The 17130-nt window shown below is 60.7% G+C and carries 18 protein-coding genes, 2 tRNA genes, 2 pseudogenes and 1 other annotated feature; of the genes and pseudogenes, 6 read left to right on the plus strand and 16 right to left on the minus strand.

The window, feature by feature from the left end; all coding sequences use genetic code 11:
- Position 1: 1 nt before the first annotated feature.
- Entirely contained in the window at positions 2 to 160 is a 159-nt protein-coding gene (locus PCE31106_RS23955) for a hypothetical protein (RefSeq protein WP_174974986.1), read from the minus strand.
- Between the two features lie 269 nt (positions 161 to 429).
- Between PCE31106_RS23955 and PCE31106_RS06515 the strand changes: the two genes are divergently transcribed.
- Both PCE31106_RS06515 and PCE31106_RS06520 read left to right on the plus strand, forming a co-directional pair.
- Positions 430 to 504 (plus strand) — tRNA-Arg (locus PCE31106_RS06515).
- A gap of 382 nt (positions 505 to 886) precedes the next feature.
- Positions 887 to 1888 (plus strand): hypothetical protein, encoded by a 1002-nt coding sequence (locus PCE31106_RS06520; RefSeq protein WP_150562777.1) that lies wholly within the window; start codon positions 887 to 889, stop codon positions 1886 to 1888.
- A gap of 48 nt (positions 1889 to 1936) precedes the next feature.
- Here PCE31106_RS06520 and PCE31106_RS06525 read toward each other — a convergent pair whose 3' ends face one another.
- The 4 genes from PCE31106_RS06525 to PCE31106_RS06540 form a co-directional block, all read right to left on the minus strand.
- Positions 1937 to 2410: a WbuC family cupin fold metalloprotein gene (locus tag PCE31106_RS06525; RefSeq protein WP_150562778.1), complete on the minus strand. Its 474-nt coding sequence runs from the start codon at positions 2408 to 2410 to the stop codon at positions 1937 to 1939.
- A 161-nt stretch (positions 2411 to 2571) separates the two neighbouring features.
- Positions 2572 to 2784 carry a 30S ribosomal protein S21 gene (gene rpsU, locus PCE31106_RS06530; protein ID WP_017231887.1) on the minus strand — a complete coding sequence of 71 codons (213 nt, stop codon included), beginning with the start codon at positions 2782 to 2784 and terminating at the stop codon, positions 2572 to 2574.
- 367 nt (positions 2785 to 3151) lie between these two features.
- On the minus strand, positions 3152 to 3508 hold the full coding sequence (locus tag PCE31106_RS06535; protein WP_150562779.1) for a hypothetical protein: 357 nt from the start codon (positions 3506 to 3508) through the stop codon (positions 3152 to 3154).
- Positions 3509 to 3705: 197 nt separating this feature from the next.
- A complete protein-coding gene (locus PCE31106_RS06540) occupies positions 3706 to 5535 on the minus strand; it encodes a DEAD/DEAH box helicase (protein ID WP_174974988.1) in 1830 nt (609 codons plus the stop codon).
- Between the two features lie 360 nt (positions 5536 to 5895).
- Between PCE31106_RS06540 and PCE31106_RS06545 the strand changes: the two are divergent.
- Positions 5896 to 6027: pseudogene (locus tag PCE31106_RS06545) on the plus strand (transposase); the annotation flags it as partial.
- 250 nt (positions 6028 to 6277) lie between these two features.
- On the opposite strand, the gene PCE31106_RS06550 reads toward PCE31106_RS06545, so the two are convergent.
- The 9 genes from PCE31106_RS06550 to PCE31106_RS06590 form a co-directional block, all read right to left on the minus strand.
- Positions 6278 to 7330, minus strand: coding sequence for an amidohydrolase family protein (locus PCE31106_RS06550; protein ID WP_150562780.1), 1053 nt, complete (start codon positions 7328 to 7330; stop codon positions 6278 to 6280).
- On the minus strand, positions 7264 to 8163 hold the full coding sequence (locus PCE31106_RS06555; protein WP_174974990.1) for a VOC family protein: 900 nt from the start codon (positions 8161 to 8163) through the stop codon (positions 7264 to 7266). The genes PCE31106_RS06550 and PCE31106_RS06555 overlap by 67 nt, the downstream gene beginning before the upstream one ends.
- 68 nt (positions 8164 to 8231) lie before the next feature.
- Positions 8232 to 9140: a fumarylacetoacetate hydrolase family protein gene (locus PCE31106_RS06560; protein ID WP_150562782.1), complete on the minus strand. Its 909-nt coding sequence runs from the start codon at positions 9138 to 9140 to the stop codon at positions 8232 to 8234.
- 49 nt (positions 9141 to 9189) lie between these two features.
- Positions 9190 to 9591 (minus strand): RidA family protein, encoded by a 402-nt coding sequence (locus PCE31106_RS06565; RefSeq protein WP_150562783.1) that lies wholly within the window; start codon positions 9589 to 9591, stop codon positions 9190 to 9192.
- Between the two features lie 42 nt (positions 9592 to 9633).
- Complete coding sequence (locus tag PCE31106_RS06570) at positions 9634 to 10707, minus strand: Ldh family oxidoreductase (protein WP_150562784.1); 1074 nt, start codon at positions 10705 to 10707, stop codon at positions 9634 to 9636.
- Positions 10697 to 11119 (minus strand): cupin domain-containing protein, encoded by a 423-nt coding sequence (locus tag PCE31106_RS06575; RefSeq protein ID WP_217425898.1) that lies wholly within the window; start codon positions 11117 to 11119, stop codon positions 10697 to 10699. The genes PCE31106_RS06570 and PCE31106_RS06575 overlap by 11 nt, the downstream gene beginning before the upstream one ends.
- 46 nt (positions 11120 to 11165) lie before the next feature.
- Positions 11166 to 11945 carry an ABC transporter permease gene (locus PCE31106_RS06580; RefSeq protein WP_150562785.1) on the minus strand — a complete coding sequence of 260 codons (780 nt, stop codon included), beginning with the start codon at positions 11943 to 11945 and terminating at the stop codon, positions 11166 to 11168.
- Entirely contained in the window at positions 11942 to 12757 is an 816-nt protein-coding gene (locus tag PCE31106_RS06585; protein WP_254440938.1) for an ABC transporter ATP-binding protein, read from the minus strand. The genes PCE31106_RS06580 and PCE31106_RS06585 overlap by 4 nt, the downstream gene beginning before the upstream one ends.
- On the minus strand, positions 12754 to 13785 hold the full coding sequence (locus PCE31106_RS06590; protein ID WP_150562786.1) for an ABC transporter substrate-binding protein: 1032 nt from the start codon (positions 13783 to 13785) through the stop codon (positions 12754 to 12756). Before PCE31106_RS06590 ends, PCE31106_RS06585 begins: the two co-directional genes overlap by 4 nt.
- Positions 13786 to 14332: 547 nt before the next feature.
- Between PCE31106_RS06590 and PCE31106_RS06595 the strand changes: the two genes are divergently transcribed.
- Positions 14333 to 15079 carry a GntR family transcriptional regulator gene (locus PCE31106_RS06595; RefSeq protein WP_174974992.1) on the plus strand — a complete coding sequence of 249 codons (747 nt, stop codon included), beginning with the start codon at positions 14333 to 14335 and terminating at the stop codon, positions 15077 to 15079.
- 60 nt (positions 15080 to 15139) lie between these two features.
- Here the strand turns inward: PCE31106_RS06595 and PCE31106_RS06600 are convergent, their stop codons facing one another.
- Positions 15140 to 15646 carry an MFS transporter gene (locus PCE31106_RS06600; protein ID WP_150562877.1) on the minus strand — a complete coding sequence of 169 codons (507 nt, stop codon included), beginning with the start codon at positions 15644 to 15646 and terminating at the stop codon, positions 15140 to 15142.
- Between PCE31106_RS06600 and PCE31106_RS06605 the strand changes: the two are divergent.
- Positions 15598 to 15951, plus strand: a pseudogene (locus PCE31106_RS06605) (IS3 family transposase); the annotation flags it as partial. The gene PCE31106_RS06600 and the pseudogene PCE31106_RS06605 sit on opposite strands and share 49 nt — an antisense overlap.
- Positions 15880 to 15983, plus strand: a sequence feature (AL1L pseudoknot). It overlaps the preceding pseudogene by 72 nt.
- A gap of 231 nt (positions 15984 to 16214) precedes the next feature.
- Here the strand turns inward: PCE31106_RS06605 and PCE31106_RS06610 are convergent.
- Positions 16215 to 16291, minus strand: a tRNA-Pro gene (locus PCE31106_RS06610).
- Between the two features lie 177 nt (positions 16292 to 16468).
- On the opposite strand from PCE31106_RS06610, the gene PCE31106_RS06615 reads away from it, so the two are divergent.
- Entirely contained in the window at positions 16469 to 16945 is a 477-nt protein-coding gene (locus tag PCE31106_RS06615; RefSeq protein ID WP_026131589.1) for a SixA phosphatase family protein, read from the plus strand.
- The last annotated feature ends 185 nt before the right edge of the window (positions 16946 to 17130 follow it).

Genomic DNA, 17130 nt, shown 5'->3' on the forward strand with positions numbered 1-17130 from the left:
CTCAGTCGCCTTCGGGCCGATCGGGCATCCAGAGTACGCGCTTCTCGCGATCTTTCGTGACGAGGTCGGCCACCAGCGTCGGGCAGGGCACAATGCCGAGACCACCGCCTTTTTCCGTGGCACGCTCGGTCTCGCGCGCCCAAGCTTCGACCTGTGCCATTTTGCGAAACGTTTTTGCTATACTCTGTCCCTTGCATCGGATCTGGGCGCGAGAGCGCCCCCCCCCTTCCCCCGATTTTGAGAATCGATGTCACAGCAATCTCCGTTGCTGGCGCAAAATTTTGGCGAGAGGTGGGGACAACGTGTAGCCAGATTCAGCATGGTAAGCTGCGACACTTTTGGCGGTGTCTTCGAATCCTCAAGAACCGCATGGATAAAGACGAAAGCGTTACCCGTGGGGTGCAACGCGAGATGAGCAGATTGACGCCTCTCCCCGTAGTTCAATGGATAGAACGAGTGCCTCCTAAGCGCTAGATACAGGTTCGATTCCTGTCGGGGGGACCAAAGATGCATTTGGTGCATCCCAAGAATGGCCGAAATGCCCCGCGTAGCTGGGCTCGACGGGGCATTTTTGTTGCATCCGCCCAATGCGATGACCGTGCCGGCGTTCCGCTATGGCGCCGCGCTTCGCAGCGACTCACTGCAGACCGCCCCCCCCTTCTCACACCGCACCAGAATCGGCCACTTCAAATATTTTGCCGTCCGGCAAAAGCATCTGCCCCGTTGGCAAAAGTGGCGTCGAAATGCAATGGCCCGCGTCCTCTATCATGTCCGGCGTGCCAGCTCCCTAGCATGTCGCAGATGTCGTAGGCGCTGCGTTACCGCGCCATCTGCCCGGCGCCGTGATTTCGCCTGTCCTTGCCCCCTTTTCGATGCCAAGATTCGCATGACGAAGCCTTCGCAGCGCGCCGCTCACTCCCCAACCCCTTACGCCGGGGATACCCCTGCCGCCAATGCCATCGCCCATGCCTGGGCCCAGGTCGGCGCGGCACTCAGCCCGCATCCGAATTGCCCGCTTCCCGCCTGGACCGGCGGTGGCCAAACGTTGCATCAACATCTCTTGATCGTCGGCGCGGGAGACGACGCAGAACTGCTCAGTCAGCTCCGCCATCTGGAAATCGCCGCCGCTCGCTTCGGCAAGGTCGGATTTGTCGGCCCCGCGAGTTTGCGCCGACTGGTGGAATGGTCGATCGGGGAGCGCGTGGTTGTGCTCTCACGAATGCCGCGCGATGTATCGGACTGGGATTTGCGCTGCCCGCTTGGCACGCTTGCGCGCGTGCTGGGGCCGCAGGCTGCCTCGGCACACGCCGGACGCCCCTTTCTACGCGTTCCCGCTACCCCAGCACGGCACTGGCGCGATCGGCTTGCAGCGGCCGCACAGCATGGACTCTGCGTCGGCCTCGCGGGATTGCATGTCTTCGACGCCGAAGCCCAAGCGCCCGTGGCATGTGGCACCGCCCGATTCACTGCGCTTGCACCGCTGCTCCGCGTACCGGGCGTTTCCTGGGTACCACTGGGTCGCCCCGCCGGTGACACGTCCCACGCCATTCCGCCCGAAACCGTCGACTGGATCGACTGGCGCGCCGACTGTGATGATCTCGCCGACGAGGCCTCGCTCATCGACAACCTGGATCTGGTGATTTCTTTAGACGCCACACACGCGCACTTGGCCACAGGATTGGGCGTGCCGGTCTGGCGGTTGCATGCCGCGGCGACCATGTCGTGCGGCAACGAAGCCCGACGCGAGCCGTCGGACAGCCCCGAGGGCGTCACCGATGCGCGCGCCCCTCACCCACGCTTCGTCGGGGATGACTGGCACAGCGCCATCGACGCGGCGACCCAGGCACTGCTCGCCATGGCCGCCGGGTTTCAAGGCTGGACGCGCTAACCGCCGCGCGACGCCGCCGAAAGTCCGCCGCAGCGGCACCTCCGTCCGTCAAGCGGCCCAGCGGTCGCCCACCTGTGCCGTCTTGACCCACGCCATGAACGCTGCCGCCTCGGGCGTATCTGCCGGCGCCGACCAACTCGCGTAGTCTGATTCGACGAACGGCCGATAAGGGCCGTGCTTTACCTCGAAAATCACGGCCCCCGGGTCCAGCGAAAGCACCGTGTGGAAGACGCCCTGCGCCGTCTCCGTTACGCTCGTGTCCTCGCCCAGCAGCTTGCGGTCCGTCACCACGCCTGCCTCGTCGAATGTCAGCACGACAAAGCGTCCGCGCAGCGCCGTGAGCAGTTCCCACGTGTCACGATGCAAGTGCGGGCGAATGTACGTCGCCGGCTCCATCGCAATGGCCAGGCGCTGAATCGGATCGTCCAGCGATTCATGCAGGTTCTGGTTCATGCGCGCACGCGGCGATTGCTCGGCTTGCTGGGTCAGCGCGTCGAGCGCAGCAAAAGTCAACGTTTTCATAGGGGAATCGTGGGGAGTCTGGGGGATGAAGCCTTCGCGGCATCGCGGCGACGGCCACGAGTGTAGCAAATCGATGGCCGCCGCCCGTCCATAAAAAAACCCGCCTCGCGGCGGGTTTCTCACTTCACACTTCACTGCACCCGAAGGGTGCAACGCCGTGCTTAGTACATCTTCTTCTTCAGGGTCTGGCTGCGCAGACGCTTACGCAGACGGGCCACGGCAGCCGCCTTCTTGCGCTTGCGCTCGGCCGTCGGCTTTTCGTAAGCCGCACGTGCCTTGACTTCCTTGATCAGGCCCGTGCCATCGATGGCGCGGCGGAAACGACGCAGTGCGACTTCAACGGGTTCACCGTCTTTAATCAGAATCTTGGTCATGCAATAGCTCGTATAGTGAATTGGCTCGCGAGAGCCGCAAATTTAACTTACCGGGCAAAAACACCCTTCCCCGCCCTGCAAGAGACATCCCCTGCCAGGCACGACGAACGGATTTGCCACGGACTGCACTACACCACATCCGGCGGGACCGCGAATCACCTCCTCTGCGATCTCCCGATTGGCTTTCAACGCCCGGCTCGCTTACCGCGAACCCTGCATCGCGCCTTCCAGACTGGCTGAACGGTTGATTGATGGCAAAGCGGCACGCTCATCGTTCGTCAATGAGAACCGCCTCCCTCGATGCCCAGATTTTGGACAAGGTCGGGATTATACACACAAATCGCGGAAAATGTACATACTTGGATTGTCAGCGATCGACAGCGGCGACTGCCGGCACTTTCACGGCCCTGGGCTTTGCCGGTCTGACGGACTTCACGCCCATCGCCGCCTTTGCAGGTTTGAGAGACTTGGCCGCCTTCGCCGCCGCTGCCAATTCGAGGTCGATCGTGTGCTTGAGCCCTTCGATGATGGGCGCGGCCAGATCGTCGGCAAAATGATCGAACCAACGCTTGGCCTGCAGGAGCTTCTTTCCGCCAAGACGCCGCTTGTGATCCGCATCGTCGGCAAGCACCTTGGCCGAGAGTCGCGCGCGCCCCTTGGGCAGACGTTCGAGAACGGTAACGATGATGAACCCGCGATAAGGCGTCTTTTGCTCGGCAGACATATTGCCCCCTGATGTACCCGCCTCGCGACGGGCATGGACCGGATCGAAGCCACGATCTGAGTGACGTGGATGAATCTGATCGTACCACGACGCAATCTGCGTGCGCGCAGGCAGGCGATCGATGCGGGAAGTTCGCGCGGGCGACGGCGGCGACGGACCTCGCCCCGCCGCCCATTCACTACACGCCCGCCCCTCGCTCAGGAGGCAACGTGCAATGAATCCTCCGGAAACAGTTTGCGCATGAATAAAGAATCCCCGCTACCGGTGACAAGGAGCCGATGAGTCGCGCGTGTCGCCGCAATGTAAAAGAGGCGAGCCTCTTGCTTCAGATCGGCTTCATCCAGCGACATCGCTCCGACGCCGGGCACGGCTACAAACGGATACTCCAGGCCTTTGCTGGCGTGCATGGTCAATACGGTGACCGCGTCCGCACTGGGGGAAAACCGCTTGCGATCTCGCTGCTGCCACTGGTAGGGGATTCGCGCCTTCGCCAGCGCGTCAACGCACGCCTGGCCGACACTCCATGTCCGATAGACGATCGCCATGTCCTGCCACGCCGTGCCTTGCTGATGTGCCTGTCCCATTTGCTTCGAAATGGCTTCGGCCTCATCGGCAATCGACGGAAGTTTGATCAGCATGGGTTGCGGCCCCTCTCGCCCACAGCTGATCGGACGAATCAAAGGCACCCCATCGTCGTCAGTGGCCTTCGCGTCCAGAATGTCCTCGGCCACGCTCGCGGCAAGCGCGAGTATTTGCCGCGTATTCCGATAGTTGATCTTGAGAATCGTCGTGCGTCCCTGCGCCTGCACGCCAACGCTCTTGAAGCTGAATCCCTGCCGCTCGGAACGATTGAAGATCGATTGCGCATCGTCATACAGCACGAGCAAATGACGGCATTCCGGCGAAACCATTTGTACGACCAGCTTGAACCAGGACGGCTCGAAGTCGTGGCCCTCGTCGATCAGCACGGCGGCGTACTGCGCCGCAGGAATACTGCCTCGATCAACGGCGTTGATCACGCACTGAACCAGTTCCGCAAAAAACCGTTCACCCGCCCCTTTCGGGCGCGTGACGTGATAGGCATTCAATTGATCCGAACACCAACCGTGAAAATGTCGGACGATGACCTTGGCCGACAAGCCCTTGGCCTCCATGACCGATTGGATCTTTCGGGAAAGTGGCTCGCTGAAACAAAGCACCAACACGGGCTTGTCCGATTGCGTGGCCAGGTATTCGGCGCGATAACCGAGGATCATCGTCTTTCCCGACCCTGCCACGCCGTGAATGACGCGGTGACCATCGCCCAGGCTTCGTGCCAACTGCTCCTGCTGCACATCCATGACGGCCATGATGTCGGGCAGTTCGATCTGATCCGACAGCAGGTCGAGCTGAGTCGCCTGCACGCGCACTTCCGGGAAAAGAATCCATCGAAATCGATCGATCTGCGGCAGCGTCAGTTTTTCGCGGAACTGGAACTTGAACATCTGCCACAACCGGGTCTGAAACGCTTCCGCGTCGACAGACTCCGTCATTTCGTCGGCGCAAATGACTCTCGAAGGCTCGAGCGCATGCCCCAAACCGCCATCCGTGAACTGCTTGCGCGTCATGTTCGGCAACACGACGCCGAACGTCCAGGGCAGTCGCAATTTCCCCGCGTAGGGATGCCCCGCAGGATTCACCAGTTGCGGATCCCGCTCAAGCGCATTGACGATGTCGAGCGTATATCGACGCGCCTGCTCAAGCGGACTGATGACGGTTTTGGGGCCGTTGCTCCCCAAAATTTGCCAGTCGCCGCGATCGGCACGCAGGACGGTCGAAATCTTCCAGTCCTTGACTTCGAGGATGAGCAACCCACGCTGAGGGTGAAGCACCACAAAGTCCGGATACGACTGCATCGTGGCGACGGGAACGTCATACCAGATCAGATAGTCGTTTTCGAGTTTCTGCTCCAGCCGCTCGGCGAGTCTGCGTTCGCCGGGCTGCATTCTGCCCGCGCACGAGGACAGAGAGGGAATGATCGTTGCCATGCGCCTCCAAGATTTAACGAAATTGGCCGTCAAAGTATCGATGTATCGTCTTTGAAGTTATCCAGCTTTCGTTATCGTTTGCAAGGCCAGCACGTTTCGTCAAATCGCCAGAACGCATGCACACCGACGTCACGGGGCAGCCCGAGGCCGCTGCGCGGCTAGCGCAGTCGCCCCGAGCCAATTAGCCCGTTCGTATGAATATCGGATACATCCCAACCGGAAGTCTCGCTCGGCGGCTAAGTCAATACGACATCGCGAGATGCGGTCAACGACCGCTGTCTGCCCCCCCCCCGAAAAACCGTAGCATCCAAAACTGGAGATTTCTGGCAAATTCGAAGCCCCGACGGGCAGGAGATTTGTATGAAGAAATCGAAGTTCACCGATGAGCAGATCGCTTTCGCGCTGAAGCAAGCCCAGGTGGGTACCACTGTGGCAGAAGTGTGCCGGAAGATGAGTATTTCCGAAGCCACGTTCTACAACTGGAGGCGTCGCCCCAGATGCGCAGCGCGAATCCAGATGCCTGCCGTCACGTCGTCGAGATGCCAGGTTTCGGTCGTGGGGAGCCCGATCTTCCTCATTTTGCCGCCTTTCCTGGAGTGTCGGGGACTGCAAAACCACGGGATTGCGTCCGGATCGCGCGAGCGCCCCCCTGCAACACGCGGTAGTTTCCCGGTGAAGTGCGGCTGCGAGTTTGACACATCGCGCCGCGGGCTCCAAGTCAGTCGGCCTCACGCCTTGCTCATCACTCCTTGAGGAGCGTCGATGCATTGCGCGTCAGGATGGCATGTCGACGTGACTCGTCGAGTCCGGACAAGTCGTCGTGGGGGTTGAGCAAACCCATCGGGAACGGCCAGTCGGAGCCGAACACGACATTTTCCGAACCGAAGATGGACTCACTCAGCGCTAACGCGCCGTCATCGTGCGTAATGCAGTCGACGAAGAAGCGGGAGAAAATGCCACGCGGAGAAGGAAGCGTCACATCGACGCCCGGTCGGGACGTTCGATAGCCGCGCTCGTATCTACCGGCAAGCATCGCCGTGGCTCCTCCGCCGTGGGCAAGACAAAAGCGAATCTCCGGATATCGGACCGCCACGCCCCCGAAAGCCAGATGCGACGCCGCAACGGTCGTCTCTACCGGGTTACCCATCAAATTCTCCAGGTAGAACTTGCTCAAGCGAGTGTCGCAGCACTGCCCCGGGTGAAGGAATAGAAAAGCGGATTGCGCATTCAACGCCGCCCAGAGGGGCTCGTAAGCAGCGTCGGAGAGCGCTCCCTCATAGCCCCCTGCCGCCGCGGCGTAGCGAAACGCCCCGTTGTTTTCCAGCACCAGTCGAGTGGCGAGCTCGGGATGTTCGAGCGGCAGATGCAGCAACGCAGACAGACGCGACGGGAAGCGCTCACAAACGCCCCGCAACCCATCATTGACGAACGAGCACCACATCGATGACGCAGCCTGATCCAGCGACTGTCGATACATCGGCGGCGGTATCGATACCCAAGCTTGCGCGACGCCTTGTTGATCCATCCACTCAATCAGCGCTGCGGGCGAGAACAATGCACTCAGTCCGATCGTGTGACCGTCGAGCGTGAGCCGTCGCGCCGCACCGTCCCATTGGACGTTCGCCATCGTGGACAGCCGGGCCTCATCGATCGGGGCCAGGTGCGCATGAACATCCAGCGCAATACGTGTGATTTCCATGTCGACTCCGAACTCACTGCGTCTACCCATCAACTGGGTTCGAGATTGGCGTTCATTTCCTTGCCCCAAAACTCCGGCGACCAGCGCGGCCCCCATGTATAGGGCAAATCGTTCCAGTCACGGCAAAGCCACCGGTCGGTGATCTTGTCCATGTCCGCGTAGAACTCCACCCAGCTCCCCCACGGATCGCGCACATAGTGAAACAGATTGGAGGCAATCGCGTGCCGCCCGGGACCGAAGCCGTCACCGTATCCCGCCTCGCGCATCCGCCACGCCCCGTACCCGATGTCGTCAAAGCTCGGCACCTGGAAGCTCGCGTGTTGGAAGCCCCGGTGAGAGCTATTGATCAGCCCGAAACAGTGATGATCGATGACGCCCTGGCCCGCCGCCATGAACGCGACCTTGCCAGCGGCGCGGTCTGTCGTTCGCAAGCCCAGTACGTCCGAGTAGAACCGCTCGGCACGCGCCCATTCGGGCGTAAAGATGAGCAGGTGCCCGATCCGTAATGGCGGTCTGTCTTTCTCAAGGGTTTGCCACAAATTGATGTCGACGCGATCGGCAGCACCACCGAAATTGAAGGCTGGGATCTCCACGCGCGGCAAAGCATCGGCGCTCTCCGGATTCAGATGAATCCATGTGCCCCACGGATCCTCGAACCAAAGCCCCTCACGGGGCCATCCGTCCGGGGCGCAGGGATAGACCTTGATCCCTGCCGCCTCGATGCGCTGAGTCATGCCCGCCACCGATGTCGGCGCGATGCGAAACGAGAGGTGATGCAGTCGCTTATTCCCGCCTTGCATCAACACGATTTCGTTGCTGGATCGCCCCGGTGAGTTACACAGAAGCGCCCGGCCATCGTCTGAGCGGCGCACATCCAATCCGAACGTTATGTAAAAGCGTTGGGCGACGTCCAGATCGGGTACGGTCATGCCGAAGCCGTTCAGACCGTCTACAGCAGACGTTGTCATAAGGAACCTCGAAAGGTAAATGCAGTAAATCAGACACCGATCCGGATGCCGGATTTACCGCGCAGGTCGGCGGACGTCATCCGATTCTTGAGTTCTCCGAGGCCGCTTCCACGCACGATCACCTCATCGCCCTCGTGGAGAAATACCTGTGGCTCGCGCGCGTTGCCTACACCGCTGGGCGTCCCCGTGAGCAACACGTCACCGGCACGCAACGTCATGCCAAACGACAACTCCGCAATCAGCTCGGGAATCGAGAAGGCCATGAGTCGCGTGCTCGCCGACTGAAGCACCGTGCCATTGACCACGCACTCAAGATGGACGTTCGCGGGATCGATCTCGTCTGCTGGCGTGAGCCACGGCCCCAACGGCATGGTTGCGTCGATACTCTTTCCCTTCAACCATTGCCCGCCATGACGCCGCTGGAGATCGCGCTGGGAGATGTCGTTGGCCAGACAATAGCCCCACACGTACTCCATCGCGTCCTCCACCGGAATGCTCCGCCCGGTCTTACCGATGATGACCACCATCTCGGCTTCGTAGTCCCATTTGGCGGACAGCGACGCGTCGTACGCGATGTCATCGACCGGCCCGATCACCGTATCGGGCCCCTTGGTGAAAAACGTGGGGGCGGTAGGCGCGGGAACATCCTGCCCTTCCCGCTTTCCCTTGCCCTCTTCGAAGTGGTCCCAGTAGTTCCAACCGGTACAAAGCACGTCGCGATAAAAGCGCTGAATCGGCGCGAGCAGACGCGCTTCGCCAACTGCCACCCGAGGGGCATCGGGCGACGTCGCATAACGTCGGGCCCGCGCCAGGGCATCCATTCCGCCGCCGATCAGCGCCACCATATCGCCCATCGATGCGGGCAGAATGACCCATTCCTCATCTTGCCTGACGGCGATACGCTTCTCGCCGTTGTATTGCAGTGTTGCGAAAGCCATGATGCTCCTCAGTGGGTAGTCACGATCTACCGATGCGATGTCTCAGACGTCACGCCTGCGGCAAGACGGCGATGGCGTTGATCTCGATGAGATAGTCGGGCGAGACCATCTTGGTCACCTCAACCATCGTGGAGGCGGGCAGCGGCGGATGGAAATACTCGCGTCGTACCTTGTGGATGGCATCGAAGTGCTCCATGTTGCGCACGTAGACATCGACGCGGCAAACATCCGCAAGCGTGCCACCGGCGGCCGTGACGGCACTCTTGATGTTCTCGCAGACCTGACGGGTCTGCGCTTCGATGTCGCCAACCCCCGCGATCGTGCCGTCGGGACGTCGAGCGGTCATCCCGGAAATGAACACGAGCTTTCCCTTTGCTTCAATGGTGGTCGCTTGCGAAAAGTGACCATTGGGCGTGCGCAGTGCGTCGGTGCTGATTTGCTCTTTCGCCATGATGAAAGTCCTGTCGTTAGCCTGATGAGGCAGTAAGTTGCTTCAGAGATCTGTCCATGCCGCTGGCGCTTGCACACCCGCGACGCTCGCCAGCCCGGCAAGTTGTCGTGCGACGTCGACGGCGACCGGGCATATCTGCCCGTTTGCCTGAGCGACTTGCCAATTGATTTCTCCCGGGCTGTAAAGCCGTTCCGTCCCCGCGGCTGCGGCCGACGTGCGGACCTTGACGGCCAATTCGGATGCGCGCTGTTCGAGGGGCCGTTGCAGACCGAATTGCGAGGCATCGATTGCCAGAAATGCCTGCGCGCTGTTGTACGGCGTAGCGCTGGCACCGTAGAGCGGTTGGACCTCGTCTGCCACACCGCCGTCCGATAGTCCGCCACATAGCAGATCGATCATGAAAGCCAGGCCGAAGCCCTTTGGCCCCGCCGCGGGCAGCAGCATTCCGGCAATGGCCTTTGCTGCGTCCCGTGTGGGCATGCCGTGCGCGTCGACGGCCCAGCCCTCGGGAATCTCCTGCCCCGCCGCCTGCGCAAGCCGGATCTTTCCCATCGCGCTTGCGCTCATGGCCATGTCGAGCTCTACGGGAATCTCGTCCGCATGCGGCATGGCAATCGCCAGCGGGTTGTTACCTAAAACCCGTTCCGCGCCGCCGGGGGGGGGCATCAACGGGCGGGTGTTCGCCATGGCGATGCCGACGCACCCCGCATCGGCCATTTTTCTTGCCCAGAATCCGGCTTCACCGAAATGGAACGCGTTTCGTACGGTGACCATCGCCAGCCCGTAGCGTCGGGCTCGTTCTATCGCGAGCGTGATGGCTTGTTTCGCGCTCACCTGACCGAGCACGTTTGCGGCATCGAGTACGACGACGGCCTTGGCGTCATGCGCGACCTGCGCGAATTCCGCCTTACTGACGGAGCCAGCGCGAATCCGCTCGATGTACATGGGCAGCAGCATGACCCCGTGCGACGCTTTCCCCCCCAGATCGGCGGCAATCAGCGGGTCGGCCACCGACGTCGCCACTGCCATCGAGACGCCTTCGGCGACCAGAAGGCTCGCGACCAGTTCACGTAGCGTGTCGGTCGGCACACGGATCGACGAGTTGTCAGTGAGCATCGCGTTCATCCGTGTACCAATCGGGCTTCTGCGGATAGTGCGGACCGTCGTAGATCTCGACAACGATGGTCTCCTCATGCGCGATCGTCGGGCCGTGAACATTGCCCTTCGGGTTGCAATAGAAGCTCCCGGGTAACAGCGTGACGCCGGTGGACGTGTATTCGTACTTGCCGCTCAGGCAGTACATGAACTGATTGGACGCGTGGGAATGCGGGGCAGGAATGCCTGCGCCCTTCGAAAACTTGATCAGCGCGATCGACGCGCCGGTTTCGTCATCGCGCCAAAACATTTTCTCCGCCACGCCGGCAAGCGATTTCTCCCGCCAGGGCATCGTTTCGCTGCGCAGCAGTATCTCGTCCATCGAAGGCATCGGCGCGCTGGCCGTCTTTGTCTGCGTGTCTTTACCGCTCATGAAATTGACTCCCGTAATGTGTCGACATTCACAAAAGCTCGTGCGCTCAGATCGCTCCAGCCATCTCCGCCGTATGCGGCAACCACGGACGAAGCGCGAATTCGATGGCGGCAATCGCCAGATAAAGCAGCAGCCCGAGCAAAGCCAACGAAATCAGCGCGGCAAACGCGAGTGGCGTATTCAGTTGCGAATTGGCGACCAGCAGCAGGTTGCCGAGACCTTCGGTACTGCCCACAAACTCGCCGATCACCGCACCGATCACTGCAAGCGTTACCGCGATTTTTGCGCCGGAGATCACGTGTGGAAGCGCGGCAGGCATCTGGATCTTGAGAAAGATCTGCATGCGTGTCGCTCTCAGCGACGTTGCCAGTTCGATGAGATTGACCGGCGTGGTTCGTAATCCTGTGGCGGTATCCACGACAATCGGAAAGAACGCGACCAACCACACCAGTACCAGCTTCGATTCGATGCCCGTTCCCAGCCAGACCAGCACGATGGGTGCGAGCGCCACCTTAGGCACCGACTGCATCGCAATGAGGAGCGGATAGAACATCCTGTTCAATATCGGAGAATTCGCGATTGCAAAGGCGATGGGGACGCCAACGATAAACGCCAGCGCAAAACCGTAGACGCATTCCAGGAGCGTGACCCACCCTTGCGACAACAGCGCCGCCCGGTCATCGACGAATGACTGTGCGATTTGTGTGGGCGTCGGAAGCACTGCAATGGGAACGTGGAACATCACCACGTACATCTGCCAGACGACCAGGAGCAGCACGATGCCGAATGCGGGATATCCGATCACCCGAAGGTTCAGTGTCTTCATTTCACGACTCCGAGCGCGGTGCTGGCCTGATGTTCGTAGGCGGTAAATTTCGGCGTGAACCGGAGTGCCTGCGTTCTGGGATACGGGAAGTCGATGGCGATGCGTTCCGCGATTTTTGCCGGACGCTTACTGAATACGAGGACTTCATCGGATAGATAGACGGCTTCGGAAATGCTGTGCGTGACGAACATGACGGCAGCCTGCGTGTGCTCGCGAACGGACAACAGGAGGTCGTGCATCTCCATGCGGGTGAAATCGTCCAGCGCACCGAACGGCTCATCCATCAATAGCAGCCGTGGCGCATGGATCAACGCGCGACACAACGCCACCCGTTGCTGCATGCCCCCGGAAAGCTCGTGCGGCCGCGCACTGGTGAAGGCGTCCAACCCGACCAGCGTGAGCAACTCGTGCGCTCGGGTCTTGGCGGCTTTATCGGCTTTCCCGAGTATTTCCATGGGGAAAAGCACGTTGGCCAGCACATTGCGCCAGGGCATGAGATTGGCGCTCTGAAACACAAAACCAAAGTCACGCTGTGGGCCGCTGATCGCTTTTCCACGGATCTTGACCACGCCCGTCGTGGACTTGGTCAATCCAGCCACAATCCGCAGTAGTGTCGTTTTTCCGCAGCCGCTTGGCCCAAGCAGCGAAACCAGCTGTCCAGCGTCGAACGCGCAGCTCACCGCTTCGAGCGCGACCGTCTCGCCGTTCTTGCCGCGCGGCGGATAAATCTTGCTGACGTCTTCGATAGAGGCAAAAACGGCTTCCGCTGGCGTCACGCCGCCCATACCCGTTACGTCGAGTCGGGCGTTCATGCCGCCGCCTTGGGCAGAAAGTCGGTCGTGAACAGCGACGCCGCCGAGAGGGGCGCGCCCGGGATGCCGATGTTCTGCGCGATGAAATCGACGCTACGCTGCATGCGGCCCCCATCGATCCATCCCATGCCGAATCGGCGGGTATCGGCACTCTGTGCGAGCGCACTGAGAAGCTTGATCTCACCGACGACGACTTCGCGATTAATGCCTGGCACGTAGTTCGACATAATCTCGCTGGCCGCTTGCGGATCCGCAATCGTGTCACGCCAGCCTTGCATGGCCGCCTTGACGAAGGCACGGACGGTGTCGGGGCGGGACTTGATCATGTCCTCCTTGACCAGCAAACCGTTCGCGTACAGTTCGAGACCGTGATCGGCGAGCAGCAACGTGCTCAGTTGCCCGGCGGGGAGCACCTTTTCCAACCCGACTTGCGTAAAGATGAAGTTCTCGATGGAGGGCACCTTCTTGCTGAGCAGCATGCCCACGCGCGCCGCGCCATCGACGTTGACGAACTTGACGGAGCCCGGATCCAGCCGGTGCTGCTTCATAAAGCCCTGAATGACCTTGGGCGAGAAACTTCCCGCGCCGCTTGCGATTTCCAGCCCATTGAGTTGCTCGGGCTTGGTGACATTCGCCCCTTGTGCGAGCGAGAAAATCGCGTAGGGAGCGCTCTGATAATTCATCGCGACGAACTTCGCGCTGCTCGCGCCACGCGCTTTCGCCAGCGCAACGGACACCACATCGGAAAAGGCGAACTGCGCGATGCCGGATTCGAGTGCCTGAATGGCTTGCGCAGTGCCCTGCCCCGGCACGATCTTGACGTTCAATCCGGCCTGTTTGAAGTAGCCTTTTCCCAGTGCGACGTACCACGGGGTGTGACGGCCCAGCGCGGTGAAATCGAGCGACAACGTCAGTTCGCCCTGACTCCGGTCTTGCGCCCCGGCCATCTGCCACCCGCCGGTCGCCCACCCTGCGGCGACAGCACCGAGACTTCTTACGACCTGCCGACGCTTGCTGTTCGTTGCCATTTCCGACCCCTAAGTAGAAATCCATGGATGACGCGGTCAAGCCAACTTCCCGCGAAACCCTCATCGCTGGACGTTGTGTTTGTTCATAAGGCGTAATATAATTTGTGACATACTGCGTGATATGTTACAGATTCGCAAGTGGAAAAATATTCAAACCGGAGCCTGTTGATGGATGCGCTGAAGTGGCGGCGGTGGCATCGTTTTTTCACCGAGCTGGTGATGCGTCGCTGTATGGCGGCGGCTGTCTACGGGGCGTTATCGGGTCGGGCGCGCGTTGGTGGTCGGGTAGAATGCGCTGCCCATCGCAACCCTCCGCCCCGCGCGCGGGGGTTCATGCGGGGGTTGGCTGCCTGTGCCGACCTTCTTGCCCCGATTCGACGCGCGGGCACCGGCATCCGTCTGGCGCACGTTCTATCTCGCGTTGCGCCGCTGACGATGCTCAGCGATGAGTCCCCGACACCCGCACCACACGATGTGCGTCCAGGTGGCATGAGGCCGCGTGAGGATGCAGAACATGCAAATGAAGCGTTAGGAGATGCCGTCAGAAATGCCCAAACCGAGCCTTATCGATCTCGAAACAACGAACCCAGCCCCGACGCCGTCGCCACTTCGACGGATCGCTAAGGGCGCGTCACTCGCGGAGCAGGCGTACGTCGAGATCAAGCGGCGCATTCTTTCGCTGGAGTTCGGTCCCGGTCAGTTTTTCAACGAACTGATGATTTGCGAGCTGATCGGCTTCAGCCGCTCGCCCGTGCATCACGCGATACAGCGGTTGAAGCTTGAAGGACTGATCGACATCATTCCGCGCAAGGGACTGCAGATTCGTCGCGAGTCGATGGACGAGATACTGGATTTGCTCGAAGCGAGATGGGCAGTGGAAGCCAATGTTGCGGCGTTGGCTGCGCAGCGGCGCACAGAGGCGCAGTTGAGCCGGATGAGGGAGCTAATCGAAGCGTCGCGCGAGTTGAGTCGTGCGGATGACCGCGACCGGTTCATGCAAATCGATCACGATTTCCACGCCATCATTGCCGAAGCGGCCGGGAACAGCGCGTTGACGGAAATCATGCGCTCGTTGCACGAGCGATCTGCTCGGCTTTGGAAGCTTCGCTTGCTCGCCCCGGGAGATCTCGCGCATACACAGGACGAGCACTCGGCAGTGCTCGATGCCATTGTGGCTGGCGACGCTCAGGCGGCCGCAAGCGCAATGGGGGCTCACCTGGCATCGCTTCGTCGTCGGCGCGTCGCCCCTACGTCGTTTAGCGAACCGCTCCCGTTGCACTCCATTGCGGAGTAACCCGATACACCGCGCCCAATTCCAAATACGAATCGGCGCGCGGCGCATGCCTCTCATGGATCAATCGAGTGCCTTACCTGAGGTTTCGGGGACAAGAAAGATGGCGCCGGCCGAGAGCAAGTAGAAGACGGCCGTGATCACCAACGCGCCGCCGATGCCATACCACTCTGCCAGCAGCCCGATCGCCACGGGTGCAAATGAACTGATACCTCGCCCAAAGTTGTACGTGAAGCCGACACCGACCGCACGCGCACTCGTCGGAAACGCTTCTGACAGCATCGGGCCAAAACCAGCAAACGTCCCTGAAGCAAAGAAGCCAAGGAACGGCGACAGCATCAGCAGTGAAGTGGCTTCACGCACCGAGGACAACAAGTAAATCATTGCGGTGGAGGTCAGGACGTAGACGGCGAACACCGGACGCCGGCCGAATCGATCCGCCAGAAGGCCGAATGCCGTTTGTCCGAACCATGAATCGCCCCGGATTTGGAGGAGGCTCCAACTCTTGAGAAAATTGAGCCATGAACAAGAAATCGAGCAAATTTTCCCCGGAAGTCCGGGAGCGCGCAGTGCGCCTGGTGCGCGATCAGCCTAGCTGAGTATCCTTCGCTGTGGGCGGCAGTCGAATCGATTGCGCCGATGATCGGCTGCACGCCGCAAACACTGAACGATTAGGTCAAGCGCGACGAGATCGATAACGGCGAACGTGCCGGCCTGACCACAAGCGAGCGTGAGCGGCTGAAGGCGCTGAAGCGCGAGAACAAGGAATTGCGCAAGACCAACGAGATTCTCAAACTGGCCAGCGCGTTTTTCGCCCAGGCGGAGCTCGACCGCCGTATCAAGTCCTGAAAGCCTTCATCGATCAGCATCGCGAAGGCACTGACTGATGCCGAGCGCGCTCGATACACGATGGAACAGCTTCGGGTGACGGCGGCACACTTAGACGTCAAAACGACCGAGATCTACCTGAAGTCTCGGCTGACACCAACGAGCGTCGTACGAATGAATATGCCGAAAGCTGGATGAAAACCCAGCACTGTATGAGCACTGGATATTAGACGCAGTTAGACGGGATATTAGACAAACGAAAAACGCCCCGATGGGGCGCTCCGTAACTGCTTGTACTGCAAGGGTTTTCTGGTCGGAGCGATAGGATTCGAACCTACGACCCTCTGATCCCAAATCAGATGCGCTACCAGGCTGCGCTACGCTCCGACGAAGAGCACGCATTCTAGTGGGTTCGGCGCACCGCGTCAAATCAATGTGCGCTGCGTCGGCATTTTTCCATCCACCGCTGGCACAATAGTCGTCTCGCAGCGGCTCGCCGACGGTCATGCCGTCGCCACGAAACCTCGTCATAGTGGGAGGTTCACCATGTCCGAACCTGTGTCGATGAACCTGATTCTCTGGCGTCACGCCGACGCTGAAAACCTGCCAGCCTCCCTCGCCCTCAGTGCCCAGGCCGATCTGGCCCGCGAGCTCACCGACCGTGGCCGCAAACAGGCCGAAAAGGCCGCCCAATGGCTGCGCCCGCGTCTCCCAGAAGACGCCCTTATCCTCTCCAGCCCCGCGTTGCGGGCGGTCCAGACCGCTCAGGCGCTTACCCCCAAACCACGCATCGTGCACGATCTCGCCCCCGGCGCGAACGCCATGACGCTGCTGGGGACGATCGGCTGGCCCGGCAACGTCCAGACGGTCGTGCTCGTCGGCCACCAACCCGCCCTCGGCCAACTCGCCGCCCTGCTGCTGACCGGCCAGGAAGCCTACTGGACGATCAAGAAGGCCGGCATCTGGTGGCTCTCCTCACGCCGCCGCGAAGACGAGAGCCAGGTGGTCGTGCGCGCCGTCGTCAATCCCGACCTGCTCTAAACCGAAGGCGACGGCGGCGCCTCCCTCTCCTTCCCCCCCGTGAATTGGCTGGCGCAAGGGGCCCAAAACGCGCCCTGACATCATGACACCGGACGTTTTGTCATAGAATTGTCACATACCGTTCACGGAATCGACATTGATGCTTTTTAAAGTACGTCGCAACGCGACCGTCAAACAAAGGGCCT

Source organism: Pandoraea cepalis, assembly GCF_902459665.1.
Taxonomy (GTDB): Bacteria; Pseudomonadota; Gammaproteobacteria; order Burkholderiales; family Burkholderiaceae; genus Pandoraea; species Pandoraea cepalis.